The 21,742-nt window shown below is 29.7% G+C and carries 17 protein-coding genes, 1 rRNA gene, 1 pseudogene, 1 riboswitch and 1 other annotated feature; of the genes and pseudogenes, 12 read left to right on the top strand and 7 right to left on the bottom strand.

Features of this window, described 5'->3' with window-relative positions; all coding sequences use genetic code 11:
• A 16S ribosomal RNA gene (locus LGK95_RS11810) occupies positions 1–76 on the top strand; the annotation flags it as partial.
• A 279-nt stretch (positions 77–355) separates the two neighbouring features.
• A complete protein-coding gene (locus LGK95_RS11805) occupies positions 356–856 on the top strand; it encodes a dihydrofolate reductase (RefSeq protein ID WP_226124988.1) in 501 nt (166 codons plus the stop codon).
• 64 nt (positions 857–920) lie between these two features.
• Here LGK95_RS11805 and LGK95_RS22425 read toward each other — a convergent pair whose 3' ends face one another.
• Positions 921–1,670, bottom strand: a complete 750-nt coding sequence (locus LGK95_RS22425) for a LysM peptidoglycan-binding domain-containing protein (RefSeq protein ID WP_264174541.1) — start codon at positions 1,668–1,670, stop codon at positions 921–923.
• A gap of 30 nt (positions 1,671–1,700) precedes the next feature.
• Positions 1,701–1,830, bottom strand: a riboswitch (cyclic di-AMP (ydaO/yuaA leader).
• A 243-nt stretch (positions 1,831–2,073) separates the two neighbouring features.
• Between LGK95_RS22425 and LGK95_RS11790 the strand changes: the two genes are divergently transcribed.
• Positions 2,074–2,523 carry a MarR family winged helix-turn-helix transcriptional regulator gene (locus tag LGK95_RS11790; protein WP_226124987.1) on the top strand — a complete coding sequence of 150 codons (450 nt, stop codon included), beginning with the start codon at positions 2,074–2,076 and terminating at the stop codon, positions 2,521–2,523.
• A 185-nt stretch (positions 2,524–2,708) separates the two neighbouring features.
• Complete coding sequence (locus LGK95_RS11785) at positions 2,709–2,849, top strand: hypothetical protein (RefSeq protein ID WP_226124986.1); 141 nt, start codon at positions 2,709–2,711, stop codon at positions 2,847–2,849.
• A 129-nt stretch (positions 2,850–2,978) separates the two neighbouring features.
• Here LGK95_RS11785 and LGK95_RS11780 read toward each other — a convergent pair whose 3' ends face one another.
• A complete protein-coding gene (locus LGK95_RS11780) occupies positions 2,979–3,491 on the bottom strand; it encodes a tryptophan transporter (protein ID WP_226124985.1) in 513 nt (170 codons plus the stop codon).
• A gap of 126 nt (positions 3,492–3,617) precedes the next feature.
• Positions 3,618–3,867 (bottom strand) — a binding site (T-box leader).
• Between the two features lie 194 nt (positions 3,868–4,061).
• Between LGK95_RS11780 and LGK95_RS11775 the strand changes: the two genes are divergently transcribed.
• On the top strand, positions 4,062–4,748 hold the full coding sequence (locus LGK95_RS11775; RefSeq protein ID WP_226124984.1) for a DUF554 domain-containing protein: 687 nt from the start codon (positions 4,062–4,064) through the stop codon (positions 4,746–4,748).
• An 88-nt stretch (positions 4,749–4,836) separates the two neighbouring features.
• Here LGK95_RS11775 and uvsE read toward each other — a convergent pair whose 3' ends face one another.
• Positions 4,837–5,805: a UV DNA damage repair endonuclease UvsE gene (uvsE, locus tag LGK95_RS11770; protein ID WP_226124983.1), complete on the bottom strand. Its 969-nt coding sequence runs from the start codon at positions 5,803–5,805 to the stop codon at positions 4,837–4,839.
• Positions 5,806–6,383: 578 nt separating this feature from the next.
• Between uvsE and LGK95_RS11765 the strand changes: the two genes are divergently transcribed.
• From LGK95_RS11765 to adhE (LGK95_RS11750), 4 genes are all read left to right on the top strand, one after another.
• Positions 6,384–6,605, top strand: a complete 222-nt coding sequence (locus LGK95_RS11765; RefSeq protein ID WP_226124982.1) for a YdbC family protein — start codon at positions 6,384–6,386, stop codon at positions 6,603–6,605.
• A gap of 524 nt (positions 6,606–7,129) precedes the next feature.
• Positions 7,130–9,751, top strand: coding sequence for a bifunctional acetaldehyde-CoA/alcohol dehydrogenase (adhE, locus tag LGK95_RS11760; protein ID WP_226124981.1), 2,622 nt, complete (start codon positions 7,130–7,132; stop codon positions 9,749–9,751).
• Positions 9,752–10,273: 522 nt separating this feature from the next.
• Positions 10,274–12,193: a sigma-54-dependent Fis family transcriptional regulator gene (locus LGK95_RS11755; RefSeq protein ID WP_226124980.1), complete on the top strand. Its 1,920-nt coding sequence runs from the start codon at positions 10,274–10,276 to the stop codon at positions 12,191–12,193.
• Positions 12,194–12,449: 256 nt separating this feature from the next.
• Entirely contained in the window at positions 12,450–15,071 is a 2,622-nt protein-coding gene (adhE, locus tag LGK95_RS11750; protein ID WP_226124979.1) for a bifunctional acetaldehyde-CoA/alcohol dehydrogenase, read from the top strand.
• Between the two features lie 79 nt (positions 15,072–15,150).
• Here adhE (LGK95_RS11750) and LGK95_RS11745 read toward each other — a convergent pair whose 3' ends face one another.
• The 4 genes and pseudogenes from LGK95_RS11745 to LGK95_RS11730 form a co-directional block, all read right to left on the bottom strand.
• The gene (locus tag LGK95_RS11745; RefSeq protein ID WP_226124978.1) at positions 15,151–16,356 is read right to left on the bottom strand and encodes a sensor histidine kinase; all 1,206 of its coding nucleotides are present in this window, start codon (positions 16,354–16,356) and stop codon (positions 15,151–15,153) included.
• Positions 16,357–16,624: 268 nt separating this feature from the next.
• A complete protein-coding gene (locus tag LGK95_RS11740) occupies positions 16,625–17,308 on the bottom strand; it encodes a response regulator transcription factor (RefSeq protein ID WP_226124977.1) in 684 nt (227 codons plus the stop codon).
• Positions 17,309–17,502: 194 nt separating this feature from the next.
• Entirely contained in the window at positions 17,503–17,964 is a 462-nt protein-coding gene (locus tag LGK95_RS11735; RefSeq protein WP_226124976.1) for a DUF4342 domain-containing protein, read from the bottom strand.
• Between the two features lie 117 nt (positions 17,965–18,081).
• Positions 18,082–18,339: pseudogene (locus LGK95_RS11730) on the bottom strand (YitT family protein); the annotation flags it as partial.
• 128 nt (positions 18,340–18,467) lie between these two features.
• On the opposite strand from LGK95_RS11730, the gene LGK95_RS11725 reads away from it, so the two are divergent.
• From LGK95_RS11725 to LGK95_RS11715, 3 genes are all read left to right on the top strand, one after another.
• A complete protein-coding gene (locus tag LGK95_RS11725) occupies positions 18,468–19,913 on the top strand; it encodes a DEAD/DEAH box helicase (RefSeq protein WP_226124975.1) in 1,446 nt (481 codons plus the stop codon).
• 503 nt (positions 19,914–20,416) lie between these two features.
• Complete coding sequence (locus tag LGK95_RS11720) at positions 20,417–20,743, top strand: hypothetical protein (protein ID WP_226124974.1); 327 nt, start codon at positions 20,417–20,419, stop codon at positions 20,741–20,743.
• A 565-nt stretch (positions 20,744–21,308) separates the two neighbouring features.
• The gene (locus LGK95_RS11715; protein ID WP_226124973.1) at positions 21,309–21,731 is read left to right on the top strand and encodes a DMT family transporter; all 423 of its coding nucleotides are present in this window, start codon (positions 21,309–21,311) and stop codon (positions 21,729–21,731) included.
• Positions 21,732–21,742 lie beyond the last annotated feature (11 nt).

Genomic DNA, 21,742 nt, shown 5'->3' with positions numbered 1-21,742 from the left:
GAAGGTGGGATCGGTGATTGGGGTGAAGTCGTAACAAGGTAGCCGTAGGAGAACCTGCGGCTGGATCACCTCCTTTCTAGGGAGTAGATATAGAGACTTCGGTCTTTATAACAGAAGAATTTAATTATTCTTCAACATCTATTGTAATTAATCGTACCTATTCTCTGTTTAATTTTGAGAGACCAATAGTCTAAAAGATTTAATGAGCAATTGTATAAACGCAAATATGTGTTTATAATTGGTCATTTTATTTTTTTTGATTACTTAAAGTATATTATTCAAATAAGTACAAAGCATAAGTAATAAATAGTAATTTGTTGATTTTGTCATAAATAAAATATTGAAGGAGAAGTAAATGAATTTAATAGCGGCGGTTGATTTAGAATGGGGTATTGGTTACAATTGTAACTTGCTAGAAAGAATACCAGAAGATATGAAGTATTTTAAAAATAAGACTCAAGGAAAAGTTGTTGTAATGGGAAGAACCACATTTGAATCTCTACCAAATAAAAAGCCATTAGAGAAAAGAATTAATATAGTGCTTACCAAGAACAAAAACTACAAATGTGAAGGTGTAATTCTATGTTATTCTCTGGAAGAACTGTTTCAAGAATTGAAAAAGTATAATGATGAGGACATATTTATAATTGGGGGAGAATCTATTTATTCTCAATTAATTTCATATTGCAATAAGGCATACATAACTAAAATATATAAAATGCATGAACACAATAAAGTATTAGTAAATTTAGATGATGATAAGCAGTGGGAAAAGTTTGCAATTGGAGAGAAACAAAAATTTGAGAAGGGCATATATTACACTTTTGATATCTATATTAACAGATTATTATCATAAATAAAAAAAACTTCCATAAATATGGAAGTTCTTTTTATTGTTTAAACCAAATCACAATGTTTTTTTAAAAAGCAAAGGTTAGGTTACCAATGGAAGTAGAAACTGGTTTTGAAGTTAACCATTTGTTCGATACAGTATTATCATAAAAATACAGTGCACCTTTAGTTGGGTCAGTTCCCTTTAAAGCTTCATTTGCCGCTTCAATTGCAGCTTTGCTTGCAGCTTTATTAATCATACCATTTTGAACCGGAGTAAATTGATAGTAATCTTTACTCTTTTGGTTAATTACAGTGCTAATACTATTTGGATACTGTGAACTTTGAACTCGGTTTACAACTACAGCTCCGACTGAAAGCATAGCATCGTGACCTTCACCAACTGCTTCAGCAGTTATTAATCTAGCTAGTAAATCTACGTCACTATTGGAATACTTGATAACTCCAGTAGGACTTTTTGGTGCAGCTGGGACAGCTTGTCCATTATCTGTAGAAGTCGGGATTTTGAAGACATCTCCAGGGTGGATAGTATTATCCGACTTATTATTTGCAGTTTTTAATTTAGCCATAGATATATTATATTTTTTTCCTATAAGATATATAGAGTCACCACTAACTACTTTATAAGTATTAGTAGGAACATCTAGTACTTGTCCGGAAAATATGTTACTGTTTGAAAGTCCATTATTCTTCATAAGAACTTTCGCAGTTGTGTTGTAGGATTTGCTAACTTTATATAGTGTATCACCTGATTTAACTTTATATGAAGCAGCATATACAGAGCTGCTACTAACTAAAGCAAGGCTTAAAGCTAACAAAGTAGTTTTTAAATTTAATTTAATAATAACGAGTCCTCCTTTATAAGCCTACGAGGTTAGTTGACGGATTCGGGTAAAAGGCACCCTACTCTAAAATAAGAGATTCACCCCATAAGGTATTCCCCCGTTCTCCGTCTAGGAGATTCGGCAATGCAATATGTCTATTGTAACAGAAAAACATAAATAAATCTATGGTCGAATATAGTCGAATTTACTAAAAATGTAATGTGAGTTTATGCAACAAAAAGAGCGATATATCTGCAATAGAATAGGTGTAGTTGACAAATTATATGGACTATATATAATAGTCATATAAGATTAATTGAATGCAATATTATTTGCTATTAGAATTTAAATTTATTTTTATGAAAGATTTAAATTCTATGGAAAGGAAGTTAGATTTATGGAGTATGATGAACTAAAATTAAGTAATCAGCTTTGTTTTAAAATATATTCTGCGTCTAAGGCTATGACTAGATTATATAAGCCTATACTTGATAAGTTAGTATTAACATATCCACAATACTTAGTTATGTTAATTTTGTGGGAACATGAAAAAATATCATTCAAAGATATGAGTAATAATTTAAAGATGAAAACTGGAACTTTGACTCCTATAATTAATAACTTAGAAAGTCAAAGACAGCTATGTAGGATAAAGGATGAAAAGGATGATAGAAAGGTATTCATTCAAATTACAATTAAAGGAAAAGAGCTTCAGAATGAAGCGTTAAATGTTCCTTATGAGATAGGTTGTAGAGCACAATTTACGACTGAAGAATATCTCAAATATATGAAAGAATTTGATGAGTTACTGAAAAAATTGGATGAAGTAGAAAACTATAGATATTAGCCATTTTGTGAAATCGTCAGTATAAATATTTTAAAAATAACCAATAAAATTTTATAGGTTAAAATTGTATTATTTTCTAAAAATAAATTGACTCAGAAATATATATATTTTCTATTCTTGCAAATACTATAAATAAGCAATACAATAAAGTTTTTGTGTTGCAAAGAAAATGAGGAGGTTTATTTATGGAAAATGATAGCAATAGAAAAGTAACTAAAGAAAAGCAAACTGAAAATAAAAAAACCTTTATAAGTGAAGTTCAGGAATTTAAAAAACCAGAAGGTTATGATGACGCTTTTAAAGCATATTATCCTGAACAAAAATAAAATATATTTTATTAAAGAATCAAGCTCTTAATTGTAGCTTGGTTCTTTAATTCTTTATAAAGAATACTTATTACTGAAATAGTGTTTACGAACGATAATTAATATTGATATTCCTTAATTGTGTTGTTTTTAAAAGTTTATAAATTTATTCTTGATTGCCGGGTTACTCATGATAAGTCTATGGAGGAAAAATCCTAATAATGAGTTAAGTACGGAAGTAGGGATTACTATAGTTATAAATAAGATCAAAAAAGGTGCTGGTAAACCAAATAGGATAAGAGCTGAACCTAGAAAAATACTTCCGCTTATTAAAGTTCCAATAAAATAAATACCTGCCAATTTAAGTGGAGAATTAGAATTGATTTTTATATAAATGCCGTATACAATTATTGAAGTTATTATTTTGTCTATAATGTTAGGAACTTGACCGCCTGGAAAAGTCGTAGTTAAAGCACATAGAATTCCTGCTACTATTCCTGTAATAAAAGTGATTTTTAAATCTTTAGTTAAGGTTATAGACAAAATCATAAATATCAACAAAAGATCTGGTTTCATTCCAAAGAAAAAGCCTGGCGTAATTTGTTGTAATATAAGGCCTATTGCAAGTAGTAGAGAAGTTATTATTATTTTATTTATTTTCATAAAAAGCAGCTCCTTTTTAAAGTAATTTATATTTAAAGGTATTATTTTGTAAGTAGGTAAATCTCATAACAACAAATTAAACACCACCCTAACCATATTTTTTAAAATAAAAAAACCTCCGCCCTGTATTAGGGCGAAGGATATTCGCTGTACCACCTAAATTATGCTTAAAAAATAGAGCATATCTTAATAATTCGAGCACTAAAATACTCTAGCCCTTTTAACAGTGGGCGTCCGGTAACTACTACTCTCATAATATGATTTCGGGTTACTTCTAACAGGTCCATTCACTAAAGTTATCAATACTGAGATTACACTATCCTCAGCTCTCTTAAATTGCATGGCTTTAACTACTCTTCCTGATCAACGAATTTAAAATTTAATTAGTTAACGACTTATTCTAATAGATCGTTAAGCTTTTAATATTATATGAATTATAACATTAACCTTATAAAAAGTAAATATCTATCCTGTTGAAAAAACAATAATTTTTTTAGTGGAAAATAATAGTGTTTAAGTCTATAATTATTATTGTTAAAAAAATTGTAGAAATGAGGCGGTGAAATATTTATGGTGGGTACAATTGTTAACTCGTTATCAATATTGGTTGGAGGGCTAGTAGGGTCATTACTTAAAAATAAAATTTCTGATACACATAACGAAACAATTATGAAAGCTCTAGGTCTATGTGTAATAATTATTGGATTAAAAGGTGCTCTTCAGGTAAATAACATATTGTTACTAATTATTAGTCTTACATTAGGAACCCTAATTGGTGAAATAGTAAATATTGAAAAAGGTATAGAGAATGTTGGAACTTGGCTAGATAAGAAGATTTCAAGCCGAAATGAATTAGCGAATGGATTTGTAACTGCTAGTTTGGTATTTTGTGTAGGCGCGATGGCTATAATGGGATCACTTGAGGGAGGTCTTTCTAAAAATTATAGTATACTGTATGCTAAATCTTTACTAGATGGTATATTCGCAATTATTTTTTCATCATCATTAGGTATTGGTGTTTGTTTTTCTGCTATTTCAGTTTTTATATATCAAGGCATAATAACTTTAACAGCATCGCTTATGAAGCCATACTTAATAGCGTCTGTAGTTAATGAAATGTCAGCGGTTGGAGGATTACTAATCGTAGCAATTGGTGCAAATATGCTAGAGATTAAAAGAATAAAAGTTGGTAATATGCTTCCATCTATTTTTATACCTCTTTTATATTACATATTTAAATGCGTTATTAGATTTTAATTAGGGAAAACTAAGATAAAATATAGCATTATAAAAAAAGACAAGACTTAAACGATAGTTATATCATTTAAGTCTTGTCTTTTAAGAATTATATTTCTAGAAATTCTATAGTACTATTATCAAGCCATAGCCATTCAGGCTTTAAAGCTTTTACTTCGTCTAAAAGTTTATGTAGGGATAACTCTGCAAGTTTTGCCTCAATCATGACATCTAAGTCTATTCCTAATGGAATACATTTTTCAATAAACTCAATGAAGGATTCTGCATCAATGTAATCAGCATGTTTTTTATCTTTTTCTCCAGTTTTCGGGCTCGAGAAATGTACTTTTGGTGATAGTGGTTGACCTTCCCAAGTTTCAAATATATCTTTTAACATAGGTTCTAGTTCATCGCCACCGTTGTTGCAGTTATGATGATGTACATCTAATACCATAGGTACATTTATTTCCTTGCATATGTTTAGTACTTCTTTAGTAGTGAAACTTTTATCATCATTTTCAAAAATTAACAAATCTGTAATTTCCTTTGGTAAGTTATTGAAGTTTTTAAAGAATCTTTCTGTAGCAGCAAGTTTACCACCTTCTTTACCTCCGATGTGTAATACCATCTTTCCTAAAGGATAACTAAGATCTTTAAAAAGATTTGCATGAAACTGCAAATTTTTAGCAGTATTCTTTATTACTTCTTCCTTAGAACTATTTATAACATTAGATTCATCAGGATGAGTATCTACTCTCAAATTATTATTGTTAATAAAATTTCCAAGCCATTCAAAGTCCATTTTCAATATTCTTCTAAATTCCCAATTTGTAACTTCGGGATGAGTTGCTAGTGGAATTAAAGCAGAAGTTATTCTATAAAAGTGGACATTGTTTTTAACAGTGTATTCTAAAATTTTATGCAAATCGTTAACGTTTGATACAGCTACCTTTTGTAGCTTTTCAAGCTTATCTCTATCTGTTGACTGTTTAGTATATGTAGAATAAGTTACTGTGCTGGCGGAAGTTATTTTAACTGCCTTTAAGGCCGTGGCCACGTAGCCTAATCTTATTTGCATAATATCACTCCTCATATAATATAGTTATACCTTTGAATATAATTATAACATGTATAATAACTATTATTCTCCAATATATCTTAATTGTTGCTCAATCATATCAAAATTCATTCTGTAATTTATAATATTCTTTAATAAGTATAATTTTATAGTTATCAAACTACCCATAATGAAGTTAATTTAAATCATTGTAAAAGTAACATTAAGTAAATGTCAGAAAATTTACTAAAGAGATAAATTTTCATATTTAAATGCTATAAACAATAATTTAAATATGCTTCCTAAAAACATCTTATTAAATAAATGTAATATTTGAATAGATGTAAGAACAAACCCAAATTTAATCATATCACATAACTACTGTGTATGTAAAACAATATAAGTATAATCCATAAATATTTGTATATTTCAGCAAGTTTATTTTAGCAAACTTAATAATATAAGTTTTGGAGGCCTTATTATAGTATAATATTGATTGATAGCTATTGTTTTGTAAATAATATATTATCAGGTATATATAATGTAGATAATAAAAATTCAACTATATCACTAATACAATACAGAGTGGAGGTTTTAATGTGGCAGATATTAAATATGAAATAAAAGAAACTTTAGGAAAGTTATCAGAATCCGGTAAAGGGTGGTCAAAGGAATTAAATTTTATAAGTTGGAATGATAAAGAGGCTAAGTATGATATTAGAGATTGGTCTCCAGAACATGAGAAAATGGGAAAAGGGGTTACAATAACTAAAGAAGAACTTATGAAACTTAAAGCATTACTTAATGAGATAAATCTGTAAAAAGAATATAAGGCATTCTTAAAAATATACAAACGTATTATTATTTCAACATTTATTTTAATAATAAGAAAATAATGAGTGGGCAGGTTTTAAGATAATAGGGCGTGGTAATAATACTATGCCTTATTCTTGGTTTATAGAAAATGGCTTAAAACGAACAATATAGTACATTTACGAAGAAACACACACATTGTTAAAATATAAACAATAAATATATGCATTGTTAAAATATTAACAGTATATACAAAAAAATACTATGCAGCAAACAAGCAAATAACCTACAATCTATTAGTGTGTAAAGGTTTAAACTAATTAAACATTTAACAATCTATTTTTTTCTATACTATGAATTAAATGTAAGCTTTAGTATATAACCGTTTACATTTGTCAAAATATTATGTTATAATCTAAATTGTAGACAAGCAATAAAACATTCACATTCAAACATTCAAATATTTAAACATTCAGAATTATGTTTATGAGTTAGTTTTAAACACTCAAAATTTTATGAAAGAGGTGTTAATATGAAAGTGGCAAATGTTGAAGAACCAAAAAAGACAACTACAGTTTTAGTTACAAACGCAGAAGAATTAAAAATTAGAATGGCGGAGGTTAGAGCAGCTCAAACGAAGTACTCTACTTTCACTCAAGAACAAGTAGATCATATATTTAAAGAAGCATCTATTGCAGCAAATATGCAAAGAATCCCATTAGCAAAAATGGCAGTTGAAGAAACAGGAATGGGACTTGTAGAAGATAAGGTAATAAAAAATCATTACGCTTCAGAATATATATACAATGCTTATAAAAATTCTCAAACTGTTGGAGTTTTTGAACATGATCAAGCAGGCGGTATCTCAAAAATATACGAACCAATTGGAGTACTAGCAGCTGTTGTGCCAACTACAAATCCAACTTCTACGGGAATATTTAAAGCTCTTATAGCATTAAAAACTAGAAATGGTATAATCTTTTCACCACATCCAGGTGCTAAAAAATGTACTATTGCAGCAATCAAAATAGTAAGAGATGCAGCAGTAGCAGCAGGCGCACCAAAAGATATAATAGCATGGGTGGACGAGCCTACAATAGAACTTTCAGGTCTTGTTATGAAAGAAGCAGATTTAATACTTGCAACAGGTGGCCCAGGAATGGTTCATGCAGCTTATTCATCAGGAAAACCAGCTGTAGGAGTTGGTTCAGGAAATTGTCCAGTAATTTTTGATGATACAGCTGATATTAAAACTGCTGTAAGTTCAATTTTACTTTCTAAAAATTTTGATTATGGAACGATATGTGCTTCAGAACAGACTATAATCGTTATGGATAGTATTTATGAAGAAGCTAAAAAAGAATTTATTAAAAGGGGAGCTTATTTCCTTACACCAGACGAAACAGAAAAAATAAGAAAAGTAATATTAGTTAACGGTAGATTAAATCCTAAACAGGTTGGTCGAGCACCTTCATATATTGCACAACTTGGAGGATTTAAAGTTCCAGAAGAAACAAAAGTTCTTATAGGAGAAATTGAAAGTGTAGAACTTGAAGAAGAATTCTCTCACGAAAAATTATCTACAGTTCTTGGTATGTATAGGGTTAAAACTTTTGATGAAGCACTAGCTAAGGCAGAAAGACTTGTTGTACTTGGGGGCTATGGTCACAGTTCAGCATTGTGGACTAATCCAATGAAGTCTAAAGCTAGAATAGCTAAGTGGAGTGCACTTATGAGAACAGGAAGAATTATGGTAAATATGCCAACCTCTCATGGTGGAATAGGAGATTTATTCAACTTTAAAACTACTCCTTCATTAACACTTGGTTGTGGATCATGGGGTGGAAATTCTGTTTCAGAAAACGTTGGAATAAAACAATTATTAAATATTAAGAACGTAGCTGAGAGGAGAGAAAATATGCTTTGGTTTAAAGTTCCACAAAGGGTTTATTTCAAATATGGTTGCCTTGAACTTGCAATAAAAGAATTAAATGTATTGGGCAAGAAAAAGGTACTTATAGTAACTGATCAGATTCTTGTTGATCTTGGTGTTGTAGCTAAAGCTACAAGAGTTTTCTCAGAACTTGGAATGGATTTCAAAATATTCTCAGAGGTATTGCCAGATCCAACTCTTGCTACTGCTAGAGCAGGTGTTGCAGTATTAAACCAATATCAACCAGATACAATTATGTCAATTGGTGGAGGATCACCAATAGATGCAGCTAAAATCATGTGGGTAATGTATGAACACCCAGAAATTAAATTCCAAGATTTAGCTATGAGATTTATGGATATTAGAAAGAGAGTATATACATTCCCAGTAATGGGTTCAAAATGTTATATGGTTGCTTGTGCTACAACAGCAGGTACTGGTTCAGAAGTTACACCATTCGCAGTAATTACTGATGAAGTAACACATAGTAAATATCCTTTAGCTGATTATGAATTACTTCCTAATATGGCAATAGTTGATGCTGATTTAATGATGAATATGCCAAGAGGACTAACAGCAGCTTCAGGTATAGATGCTTTAACTCATGCTCTTGAATCTTATGTATCAATACTTGCTACACCATTTACTAATGGACTTGCTTTAGAAGCAGTAAAAGAAATATTCAAGTGGTTACCACTAGCTTACAGTGAGGGCCCAACTAACATAAAAGCAAGAGAAGGTATGGCTCATGCTTCAACAATGGCTGCTATGGCATTTGGTAATGCATTCCTAGGAGTTTGTCACTCAATGGCTCATAAATTGGGAGCAAAACATCATGTACCACATGGCGTTGCTAATGCATTATTGATTAATGAAGTTATAAAATACAATGCAACAGATAACCCAAGAAAACAAGGTACTTTCGCACAATATGAATATCCAGATGCTAAACATAGATATGCTAATGTTGCAGATACTTTAAAATTGGGTGGAAATACAGATGACGAAAAGGTAGAATTACTAATTAAAGCTATCCAGGTATTAAAGGATCAAGTTAACATTCCTAAATCAATAAGTGCAGCAGGAGTTAAAAAAGAAGACTTCTATGCTACATTAGATGAAATGTGTGAATTAGCGTTTGATGATCAATGTACAGGTGCTAATCCAAGATATCCATTAATCAGAGAAATTAAAGAAATGTATATCAAAAATTTCGAATAATAGATTAACCAATAACAAGTAAACTTTGAAAGTAAATATTTAAGAGTTTATAACATATAGAAAAGTAGCAGTGTCCCCTAATGCACTGGTGCTTTTTTATGTTTTATAAACTTTTTTTATGGGAAAGAACTTTCTCAACTGATTGCCTAATGTTTTCATAATTCATTATAACGGTGATATCATTATACGAATGTAAACGGTATACAAAACCGTTTTCAATTGTAGCAATATTGTGATATAATCTAAACATAAATAAGCTAAAATCAAATATGTAATCTATTATAAAAAGCTCAAAATAGAAGAGGTGATATTATTAAAGTAACATCAAAATATAGAAGTTAAAGGGAATAAAAAATGAAATTATAGCAATTTTGCAAGAGTTATCAGCCAGTGCGGAGAAAAACGTAGATGGAACTGAACAAGACTCAGCTTAAATAGAAGAACAATCTGTTTTAATTAATTAAATGGCGAATGAGATTTAAAGTTTGAAAAGGAATAATAAAGTAGGAAGGATGATTTAATATGAAAGGGTATATTGAGGAGTCTCATAATAGATGTAGGTCAACAAAAATGTTAGTGAAAAATTTGTTTAGTACCTTAATTTTGAATAACGTTGAAAATAAGAATATTCTTGAGAAAAACAAAGAGCTTATTTTAACTGCTATTCCATTTATGAATCATTTATATGATTTTGTAAGTGGTTCCGATTTCTTTGCAATATTATGTGACAGTAATGGATGTATCCTAAAAGTAATAGGAGATGAAAGGATATTATCTGAGGCAATAAAGTTCAAAATGATAACAGGGGCATATATGGATGAAACACATATTGGAACTAATGCAATGAGCCTTGTAATATCCGAAGAAGTACCAATTCAGATTTCTGGAAAGGAACATTTTATGGAAGCATATCATAAATGGACATGCTCTGCAGCACCAATTAAGGACTTAAATGGAAAGGTTATTGGAATAATTGACTTAACAGGATATATAGAAAATGTTAATCCACATACTCTCGGAATGGTAGTTGCTGCAGCGGATGCAATAGAAAAAATGTTTGAAATCAATAAATATAATTCAATGCTTGAGATTTCAAAAAAAAGATTAGAGACCACAATCAATTCGATTTCTGCTGGAATTTTGACTTGTGATGTAATAGGAAATATTACAGCAATGAATAAACAAGTAGTTAGAATGTTTGGTTATAGTGAAAATGAAATGAGAAAAATTATAATCCCTGAGTTGATTCAAAACTGGAGTGAAATATTAGGACAACTTAAGGTTAAGGGTACCTTTATTGATAAAGACGTTTATATAAATGCAAGGGTAAATAAATTACAATATACCCTGACGTTGTATCCGATATATGATTTAAAAATGAATCTAGAGGAAATAACTCTCGTGCTCTACGAGTTAAAAAAGAGTAGAAAAATTGCAGGAAAAATGTTGAGTGGCCAGGCTGTATATACTTTTGATAAAGTGATGGGAAAAAATAAAACATTTATGAAAACAATTGACTATGCAAAAAAGATTGCAGAAAGTAAATCTACAGTATTAATAACTGGCGAAAGTGGTACTGGTAAGGAGGTTTTTGCGCAGTCTATTCATAATTATGGTATTCGTAAAGATGAACCTTTTATAGCAGTAAATTGTGGCGCGATTCCAAGGGCACTTGTAGAGTCAGAACTATTTGGTTACGAAGATGGAGCATTTACTGGTGCAAAAAAAGGTGGCAATGCTGGAAAATTTGAAATCGCAGATGGAGGTACGATTTTCCTAGATGAGATAGGAGAAATGCCTATAGATATGCAGATTAAATTATTGAGAGTAATTGCGGAGAGTGCAATTACTAGGATTGGCAGTTCAGAACAGATACCAATTGATGTAAGGATTATGGCAGCTACAAATAAGGATCTAAAAGATGAAATTGAGAAAGGAAACTTTAGAAAAGACCTTTATTATAGATTGAATGTGATGCCCTTAAATTTACCACCAATTAGAGAAAGAAAAGATGATATACCTCAATTGGTAAATTATTATATGAATAAGACATCAAAAATGCTTAATAAAAGAATTGTGGATATTCCGGAGGCATATATGAAATATCTTATGGAGTACGATTGGCCAGGAAATGTAAGAGAATTAGAAAATGCAGTTGAACGAATTGTAAATTCTGAAGCAATTCAACTTAACATTAGTAATGAAGTAACTCAAGTTAATAAAAACACTATAAAATTGGATACAAATCTTAGTTTGGAAATGATGGAAAAACTACACATAAGCAAAGTTATAAAACAGGTTAAAGGTAATATGACCTTAGCAGCAAATATTTTGAAAATTGGAAGAAACACTTTATACAGAAAAATTGAAAAATATAACATTGACTGTTCCAAAATTGAACATAGTTCCATAATTGAACAGTCATTTTTAGTTGAAGTGTAACCAAATGGAACAATTAGAGTATTGTGATTAGAAAATTTTTTAAAATAGCATAAGAATAGGTTGTGAATTCACCATCTAAAAAAAATAAAAAATATATATGTATATTGGCACAGAAAATGCTAATAAATATAGTGTAAGTAAATATGAGGAGTTCATTCTATTTGATTATAAAATATAGTTTTAAGAGTTAATTTATAACAAATATCATATTTATAGTTTGTTTTAAACACTCAAATTTTATGAGAGAGGTGTTAATATGAAAGTGGCAAATGTTGAACAACCAAAGAAGACAACTACAGAATTAGTTACAAACGCTGAAGAATTAAAAATTAGAATGGCGGAAGTTAGAGCGGCTCAAACGAAGTTCTCTACTTTTACTCAAGAACAAGTAGATCATATATTTAAAGAAGCATCTATTGCAGCAAATGTTGCAAGAATCCCATTAGCAAAATTAGCAGTTGAAGAAACAGGAATGGGACTTGTAGAGGACAAGGTAATAAAAAACCATTACGCATCAGAATATATATACAATGCTTATAAAAATTCTCAAACTGTTGGAGTTTTTGAACATGATCAAGCTGGCGGTATCTCAAAAATTTATGAACCAATTGGAGTACTAGCAGCTGTTGTGCCAACTACAAATCCAACTTCTACAGGAATATTTAAAGCTCTTATAGCATTAAAAACTAGAAATGGTATAATCTTTTCACCACATCCAGGTGCTAAAAAATGTACTATTGCAGCAATCAAAATAGTAAGAGATGCAGCAGTAGCAGCAGGCGCACCAAAAGATATAATTGCATGGGTAGACGAGCCTACTATAGAACTTTCAGGTCTTGTTATGAAAGAAGCAGATTTAATACTTGCAACAGGTGGTCCAGGAATGGTTAAAGCCGCTTATTCATCAGGTAAACCTGCTGTTGGAGTTGGTTCAGGAAATACACCAGTAATTGTTGATGATACAGCTGATATTAAAACTGCTGTAAGTTCAATATTACTTTCTAAGAATTTTGATTATGGAACAATATGTGCTTCAGAACAGACTGTCATAGTTATGGATAGTGTTTATGAAGAAGCTAAAAAAGAATTCATCAAAAGAGGAGCTTATTTCCTTACAAAAGATGAAACTGAGAAAATAAGAAAAGTAATATTAGTTAATGGTAGACTAAATGCTAAACAGGTTGGTAGACAAGCTTCATATATTGCACAACTTGGTGGATTCAAAGTTCCAGAAGAAACTAAAGTTCTTATAGGAGAAATTGAAAGTGTAGAACTTGAAGAAGAATTCTCACATGAGAAACTATCTACAGTTCTTGGTATGTATAGAGTTAAAACTTTTGAAGAAGCTTTAGTTAAGGCAGAAAGACTTGTTGTTCTTGGCGGATATGGTCATAGTTCAGCATTGTGGACAAATGCAATTAAGTCTAAAGAAAGAATAGCTAAGTGGAGTTCACTTATGAGAACAGGAAGAATATTGGTTAATATGCCAACATCTCATGGTGGTATAGGTGATTTATTCAACTTTAAGACTACTCCTTCATTAACACTTGGTTGTGGATCATGGGGCGGAAATTCTGTTTCAGAAAACGTTGGAATAAAACAATTATTGAATATTAAGAACGTAGCTGAGAGGAGAGAAAATATGCTTTGGTTTAGAGTTCCACAAAGAGTTTATTTCAAATATGGTTGTCTTGAACTTGCAATAAAAGAAATGAATGTATTAGGTAAGAAAAAAGTACTTATAGTAACTGATCAGATTCTTGTTGATCTTGGTGTTGTTGCTAAAGCTACAAGAGTATTTACAGAACTTGGAATGGACTTTAAAATATTCTCAGAGGTATTGCCAGATCCAACTCTTGCTACTGCTAGAGCAGGTGTTGCAGTATTAAACCAATATCAACCAGATACAATTATGTCAATTGGTGGAGGATCACCAATAGATGCAGCTAAAATCATGTGGGTAATGTATGAACACCCAGAAGTAAGATTCCAAGATTTAGCTATGAGATTTATGGATATTAGAAAGAGAGTATATACATTCCCAGTAATGGGTTCAAAATGTTATATGGTTGCTTGTGCTACTACAGCAGGTACTGGTTCAGAAGTTACACCATTTGCAGTAATCACTGATGAAGTTACAGGAGCTAAATATCCTTTAGCTGATTATGAACTACTTCCTAATATGGCAATAGTTGATGCTGATTTAATGATGAATATGCCAAGAGGATTAACAGCAGCTTCAGGTATAGATGCTTTAACTCATGCTCTTGAATCTTATGTATCAATACTTGCTACACCATTTACTAATGGTCTTGCTTTAGAAGCAGTAAAAGAAATATTCAAGAACCTACCACTTGCATATAGTGAAGGACCAACAAATGTAAAAGCAAGAGAAGGTATGGCTCATGCTTCAACAATGGCTGCTATGGCATTTGGTAATGCATTCCTAGGAGTTTGTCATTCAATGGCTCATAAATTGGGAGCAAAACATCATGTACCACATGGCGTTGCTAACGCATTATTAATTAATGAAGTTATAAAATACAATGCAGTAGAGAATCCAAGAAAAATGGGAACTTTTGCACAATATGAATTCCCACAAGCTAAGAGTAGATATGCAGAAGTTGCAGATGCTTTACAATTAGGTGGAAATACAGAGGATGAGAAAGTAGAATTATTAATTAAAGCTATACAGAAATTAAAAGATCAAGTTAACATTCCAAAATCAATAAGTGCAGCAGGAATTAAGAAAGATGATTTCTATGCTACATTAGATGAAATGTGTGAATTAGCGTTTGATGATCAATGTACAGGTGCTAATCCAAGATACCCATTAATCAAAGAAATAAAAGAAATGTATATAAAAGTGTTCGAATAATAGATTAAGTAAAGTATAAAATAGTTTATAACATATAGAAAAGCAACAGTGTACCCTAATGCACTGTTGCTTTTTTATGCTATATTTGTTTACCTATTGGAAGTCCAATAATGATTTTCGTTCCTATATTCAATCTGCTTTCGACTACAATGGAACCATTATGTATTCCAATTATCCATTTTGATATTGACAATCCAAGGCCTGTTCCACCACTATCTTTTGCTCTTGATTTATCACATCTATAAAATCTATTAAAGATATAGGGAAGATCATCTTTAGGAATACCTATTCCTGTATCTATAACTTCAAGGATTAAATTCTTCTTTTTTACATAGCTATTTAAATTTATACTTCCACCAATTGGTGTATACTTTATGCTATTATCAATAAAAATACGTATCGCTTGCTTTAATAATTTTTTATCTGCATATATAAGCAATTCTTCATTTATATTAGTTGTAATTACATGGCTTGCGTCAATTAGTTTTGTTTCCTTAATAATATCATCTATTAAAATATTAATATTAAACTCTTCTTTGTAGATTTTCTGAGAATTCTTATCACTTCTGGCAAGGAAGAGAAGCTTTTCCACTAGATCCTTCATATTTTCGGACTCGCTTTTAATAGCTATTATAGATTCTTCAAGGACTTCTTTATCATCTTTTCCCCAACGATACAGCATATTTACATAACCTTGTATAACGGCTATGGGAGTTCTGAGTTCATGTGAGGCATCCGATACAAATTGATTTTGCATTTCATAGGAATTTTGAATACGATCTAACATATCATTAAAGGTTTCCGCTAGTTGTTTCAATTCATCATGAGAATTGCTAACATTCAATCTTCTTTCCAAGGCATTAATTGAAATAGCTTGTGTAGTTTTTGTCATATTTTTTATAGGTAATAGCATTTTTTTACTTGTTTTAGAGCCTATGCTTAATGTAAAAATTAAAGAAAGTATATTTAATATGGATATAATAGACGCGAAGATTCCTAAATATAAATTTTCCCTTATTAAATTTTTAGAGAATTGAATGAAATAGATGTTATTTTTAAGAGATACTTTAGTAGTTACATAAACTAATTGTTGATTTGTTTCATTAATTAAAGTAAAAGGTGGACTATCTTTATTAAAAACTACATTATTTTTGTTTTTTTCAGTGGAGTAAACCAAACTTTCTTTTTCATCAAAAACACTTAAGGTTACATATTTTATATTTGAAAAAACATTAATATTAAAATCTTTAAGGTTTTTGCTTAACTTAGTATAATTATTAGCCACTGTACTATATTTAGTAAGTTCATCGTGAACTTCATTGATCAAATATAACCTAAAGCCTATAATTAAACCAATACTTAATAGAAATAGTAAAATAGAAAAAATAAGAGTATATATAGCAGTCATTTTAAAACTAATAGAAAATTTTAACCGTTTATTAATATTATAAGTTAGTATTTTTAAAATTCTGGGTATAAAAGTTAATACTATCGTTGTAATCTTGTATAAAAATTTTAAAAATTGTAATATATATTTAAAGAGAAACTTTAGATTATTCATCTTTTAAAAGATATCCCACCCCTCGCACTGTGTGAATGAACTTTTTGTTAAATTTATCATCTATTTTGCTTCTTAAATATCTAATGTACACATCTACTACATTAGTATCACCCATATATTCATATCCCCATACAATATCAATAATTTTATTTCTTGAAAGAACAATATTTTTATTTTCTATTAGAAATTTTAGTAAATCAAATTCGGTCTTAGTTAGTTCTATGTGGTTATTTTTAAAGGTAACCATATGCTGATCTAAGTCTATAGTCAATTCTCCAATAGTTAATATATTTAAGATTTCCTTTAAAATTGGTGTCTTTTTTAATGCAGTTCTTATTCGTGCAAGTAATTCTTCAATTGCAAAAGGTTTAGTCATATAGTCATTCGCTCCTATGTCAAGTCCCATAACTTTGTCCATTACCTCATCTTTTGCAGTAAGCATTATAATAGGAACGGCTGACACTTGCCTTAGCCTTCTTAAGACCTCTAGTCCATTTAAAGAAGGAAGCATAATATCTAGGAGTATCAGGTCAAATATTCCACTCGTGGCTTTATCTAACCCCTCACGTCCATCATGGCATTGTGAAACTATGTAACCCTCATAAATTAGTTCTAACTCAAGAAACCGTGCTATCTTTATTTCATCTTCAATTATTAAAATTCTTTGTCCGCTCATGTATATCTATACCTCCCAAATATGTTACATTAAAATACTTTGTCTTATTATTAAATAATATAGACGATTAAATTAATAACAATAGTTTTATTATATATTAATTTTAATTTAATTGCAGACAATTAGCTTCATATTTTTTGTTTCTAAAAAAAAACCTACATTATATAAAATGTAGGTTACTGGGCTATAATAATTTATTCAGTTTTAAACTCTTCATTAATTTTTGTAGTTACTTTATTAACCACAACTGACATTTTATCAAAAATATTGTTTACCTCACAACTTTCAGTATCTTTCTTTTGAATTCTTATTTTGTGGTTTGTTGCAAGAGCAAATATCAATGCTGCAATTACCAGTGGTGGAACTACTACAGTTATTATAACTGAGAGTGTTAAGCAAAGATTTAATACAACTACATCATTTTTTTTGATAATTAATTTAGATTCGTTTCCTTTTTTAATTATTATTTTTATTTTTCTAATAAATTTATTTTCGCTAAATGGGGTTTTCTCGGGTTTAATCTTGTTTTGTTTTTCAAGATAAATTAAAGCTTCAATAAGATTCCCTTCACTTTCCTCTAATGCATTTTTAGCATCCTCATAGCTGACATTAGCTCTTTTTCTTAATTCATCAATTTGTTCTAAATTTATTGTCATTTAAATTCCTCCTTATTTTATCATGGAAAAACATTAAGCCACTTTAGTTGGGTGATTGTTTTCTATGTTTTTATTATAAAATAGGAGGATTAGATATTAATTAGTAAAAGATTAGAATTACATTAGAAATTCCCTTATATCCTCCCTACCAGCAAGAATGGTTACTCCCCTGCCAAGCCTAGCAACTATCGCTTCACATATATCTTTATGCCTCTCAGAGATAATCATTACAGCTTTAGATTCATCAAGCCCTTCCACAATAACATCAATTGCTTTAAAAGCTATGAAATATGCTATAAGAGAATACAGTGCTCTATCCCAGCCAAAAATAAATCCTGCACTACTTAATATAACAATTTCGCCTATCGAAAAACTTATTTATAGTGTTTAAATATTTATAACAGGAATAATAAATTTAAACATGGTATAATATAGACTTATGAGTTAAAATTTATATGAGTTATACCTAAAAACTATATATGAAACAAAGAGGGGAAGTTAAAATGAGTAACATGAAGTTTGAGGAATTTAATATTAGTGAAGAAATATTGAAAGCAATTAATAATTTAGGATATAAAAAACCTTCAGATGTACAGGCTGCGGCAATACCTTTAGCTCTTAAAGGTAATGATATTATAGTGAAATCACAGACAGGAAGTGGAAAAACAGCTGTCTTTGCTATTCCACTTTGTGAAGGTGCAGATATAGAGGAAACAGAACCTCAAGCATTAGTATTGACACCTACTAGAGAATTAGCGCTTCAAGTAAGTCAAGATATAACAAATATCGGAAGATATAAAAAAATTAGAGCAATAGCTGTTTTTGGTAAGCAACCTATTGAGATGCAAAAAAAACAGCTAAAGCAAAGGGTTCACGTGATTGTAGGTACGCCAGGAAGAACTTTAGATCATATTGATAGGGGTAATATTAAATTAGATAAGGTAAAGTATCTAATACTAGACGAAGCAGATGAAATGCTTAGTATGGGATTTATAGAACAGGTAGAAGAGGTTATTAAATCTGTTCCTAAAGATAGAGTAACTATGTTATTTTCAGCTACAATTCCAGAATCAATCGAAGCAATATGCGCTAAATATATGGTGAATCCTGTAAAAATAGAAATAAACCCTGAAAAATTAACCGTTGATAAAATTGATCAGGTTTGCTACGAGGTAGAGGAAGACAAAAAATTCAGTGTACTTAAAAAAATACTTTATATTGAAAATCCAGATTCTTGTATTGTATTTTGTAGGACAAAAGAAAATGTTGATTCAATAACTGTACAAATGAAGAATCGTTACTATTCATGCATTAAAATACATGGAGGTATGCTTCAAAATGACAGATTAGATGCTATGGAAAGATTTAAAAAAGGCGAATTTAGATTCTTAGTGGCTACAGATGTTGCAGCTAGGGGAATAGACGTAGAAAATATAACTCATATTATAAATTATGATTTACCACTCGAAATAGGTAATTACGTACATAGAATAGGTAGAACAGGACGTGCAGGAAAAAAAGGAAAAGCCATAACCTTTAGCACTCACTATGAAAATAAATTTCTAAAAGCCATAGAGCAGTATATTGGTATGGAAATACCTAAAGCGGAAATTCCGTCAAAAGAAGAGTCGGAGTTATGCAAAGACGCATTTTATGAAAAGCATGATACTAAACCTGTCATCAAAAAAACAAAAGAATCTAATTTTAGTAAAGATATTATGAAATTATACATTAGTGCAGGCAAAAAGAAAAAGATAAGGACTGTGGATATTGTAGGAACTATTTGCAACATCAAGGATGTTGATGCTGATGATATAGGTATTATTAATATTCAAGATAATTTTTCAAATGTTGACATTATGAATGGAAAGGGTAAGCTAGTTCTAGAAGCTCTTAAAAAATCAACAATAAAAGGTAAAACTATCAGAGTAGAAAAAGCGAATAAATAATACTACTATAATTAGTTTTATTCATATGTAATATAAAGTTAAGGTTGATAATTTAATTATCAACCTTATTTTTATATTATATATACTTAAAGAAATAAGGAATAATTTATATAATATTTGTCAATTGTATTAAAGAAGGGGTTATTGAGAATTAAATGTTTACATGTTACAATAATATAATATTTTACTATAGTTATATATAGTAAGTTTTGTGATTTTATGTAGAAAAGAGGTTGCAATTATTGGCTAAACACTATTTTGCATAGTGCATGTATATATATAAGTATATTTTAAGTTATAATATACTTCTTAATTTGACAGAATAACCATAGAGTTATAAAATTGTTATAGATATAATTTATTTACTCTTTAATATGTGTTAAAATATAAAAGTTGTGGAAAAGATTTAGTAAAGAGTGACTTTCTAAAAACAAAGAACTAGGCGATATTATAATTATGATAAAAAAGACTATTAATATTACCTGTTAAAAAGGAGAGCTATAATGAAAACATTTCAAGATTTAGTTAATGAGACAATAGATGTTCAAGATTTAGAAGAATTAGAGTCAGCAGCAGATTTATTTCAGTTTGGTATAGAAAAAGGGTATTATAATAAACGTCAAGCAGATCAATTCAACGTTACCTATTGGAAAATGAAAAACAAATGCTTAGCTTATGAAGTTGCTAAAGAAATAAAGGGTAATAAATTAGATATAATTACAATGGTTACTAGTGCTCCAAATGAAATAAAAGACAATATGCGTGAGCTTACTAATTATGTGAATGGTAGGGTTAAAGCACTTAAAGGTAAAATGAACGGAATTAGATAAAATTTATATTGTGTAAAGAAAATGAGGCACTGAAGTTAGTTAAAAATCATGTTAACTTATAGCATTGTACTTCAGCTGAGAAAAAGGGTATATATTGCTATAAGCAACAAACTTGTAGGGATATATACCTTATTTATATAAATCTCTAGCAAGCATTTCCAATGCAATTATATCTAAAATAGTATATATAATTATTTATCTTTCTCAGGAAATACAAATAATTTATTTAGTCATTAGTTTTGACAATGTGACTATTCTTATCAAAAGAATGAAGCTCCATATATTTTTTCACATCTTTCCAAAAAAATTAAAAACTATAATTTTTTATACAAATACCTATATCAGTTTGATAATTTATACGCTTCATATAAGGTTACCCCCTGTAGATGTAAGAATGAAAACAATTACTTATTATATATGTTATACGAGTATTATTATTATAGTTGTTCGTTTCATTTTTGCATATTAAATTCAAACAAAACATGACATACGTCATATATCCTAAAATTTTATGCTAATCTTATAAAAGGGGTAGGCGATATTATTAAAAAATGGGGGAAATAAAATGTATAAAGTATATGCGATATTTATAGGTATATTAATTGCTATAATGATTAGTTTTAATGGGGTTTTGTCAAATTATACAGATCAATATGTTTCAATACTTATAATTCACATAGTGGGCCTTATCGTTGTAGTTGCTGTCTTAATATTTAAAAAAGAGAACTTTAAGCTCTCTAAAGACATTCCATTATATTTATTCAGCGGTGGTTTTCTAGGAGTTTTTATGGTGTTTTTAAGTAATTTGTGTTTCAATTTATTAGGGGCATCTTTAACTTTATCATTAGGTATATTGGGACAGTTAATATTAGCCTGTTTTATTGACCATTATGGCCTATTTGGATTAAATATATATAAGTTTAGAAAGAAAAAAATTATTGGATTTTTTGTAATATTTATAGGCCTAATTACAATGATAGTATCTTAAATAATAGGGGG

Source organism: Clostridium algoriphilum, assembly GCF_020443705.1.
GTDB classification, from domain to species: Bacteria; Bacillota; Clostridia; order Clostridiales; family Clostridiaceae; genus Clostridium_AD; species Clostridium_AD algoriphilum.
Note: the sequence above shows the minus strand (reverse complement) of the source record. Positions and strands in the feature narration are given on the sequence as shown.

Excerpts from the sequence above, each read along its gene's own strand:
- LGK95_RS11725 (WP_226124975.1), top strand. The coding sequence starts at position 18,468 with ATGAGTAACATGAAGTTTGAGGAATTTAATATTAGTGAAGAAATATTG.
- LGK95_RS11720 (WP_226124974.1), top strand. The coding sequence starts at position 20,417 with ATGAAAACATTTCAAGATTTAGTTAATGAGACAATAGATGTTCAAGAT.
- LGK95_RS11805 (WP_226124988.1), top strand. The coding sequence starts at position 356 with ATGAATTTAATAGCGGCGGTTGATTTAGAATGGGGTATTGGTTACAAT.
- adhE (WP_226124981.1), top strand. The coding sequence starts at position 7,130 with ATGAAAGTGGCAAATGTTGAAGAACCAAAAAAGACAACTACAGTTTTA.
- adhE (WP_226124979.1), top strand. The coding sequence starts at position 12,450 with ATGAAAGTGGCAAATGTTGAACAACCAAAGAAGACAACTACAGAATTA.
- LGK95_RS11785 (WP_226124986.1), top strand. The coding sequence starts at position 2,709 with ATGGAAAATGATAGCAATAGAAAAGTAACTAAAGAAAAGCAAACTGAA.
- LGK95_RS11775 (WP_226124984.1), top strand. The coding sequence starts at position 4,062 with ATGGTGGGTACAATTGTTAACTCGTTATCAATATTGGTTGGAGGGCTA.
- LGK95_RS11780 (WP_226124985.1), bottom strand. The coding sequence starts at position 3,491 with ATGAAAATAAATAAAATAATAATAACTTCTCTACTACTTGCAATAGGC.
- LGK95_RS11755 (WP_226124980.1), top strand. The coding sequence starts at position 10,274 with ATGAAAGGGTATATTGAGGAGTCTCATAATAGATGTAGGTCAACAAAA.
- uvsE (WP_226124983.1), bottom strand. The coding sequence starts at position 5,805 with ATGCAAATAAGATTAGGCTACGTGGCCACGGCCTTAAAGGCAGTTAAA.
- LGK95_RS11735 (WP_226124976.1), bottom strand. The coding sequence starts at position 17,964 with ATGACAATAAATTTAGAACAAATTGATGAATTAAGAAAAAGAGCTAAT.
- LGK95_RS11790 (WP_226124987.1), top strand. The coding sequence starts at position 2,074 with ATGGAGTATGATGAACTAAAATTAAGTAATCAGCTTTGTTTTAAAATA.
- LGK95_RS11740 (WP_226124977.1), bottom strand. The coding sequence starts at position 17,308 with ATGAGCGGACAAAGAATTTTAATAATTGAAGATGAAATAAAGATAGCA.
- LGK95_RS11715 (WP_226124973.1), top strand. The coding sequence starts at position 21,309 with ATGTATAAAGTATATGCGATATTTATAGGTATATTAATTGCTATAATG.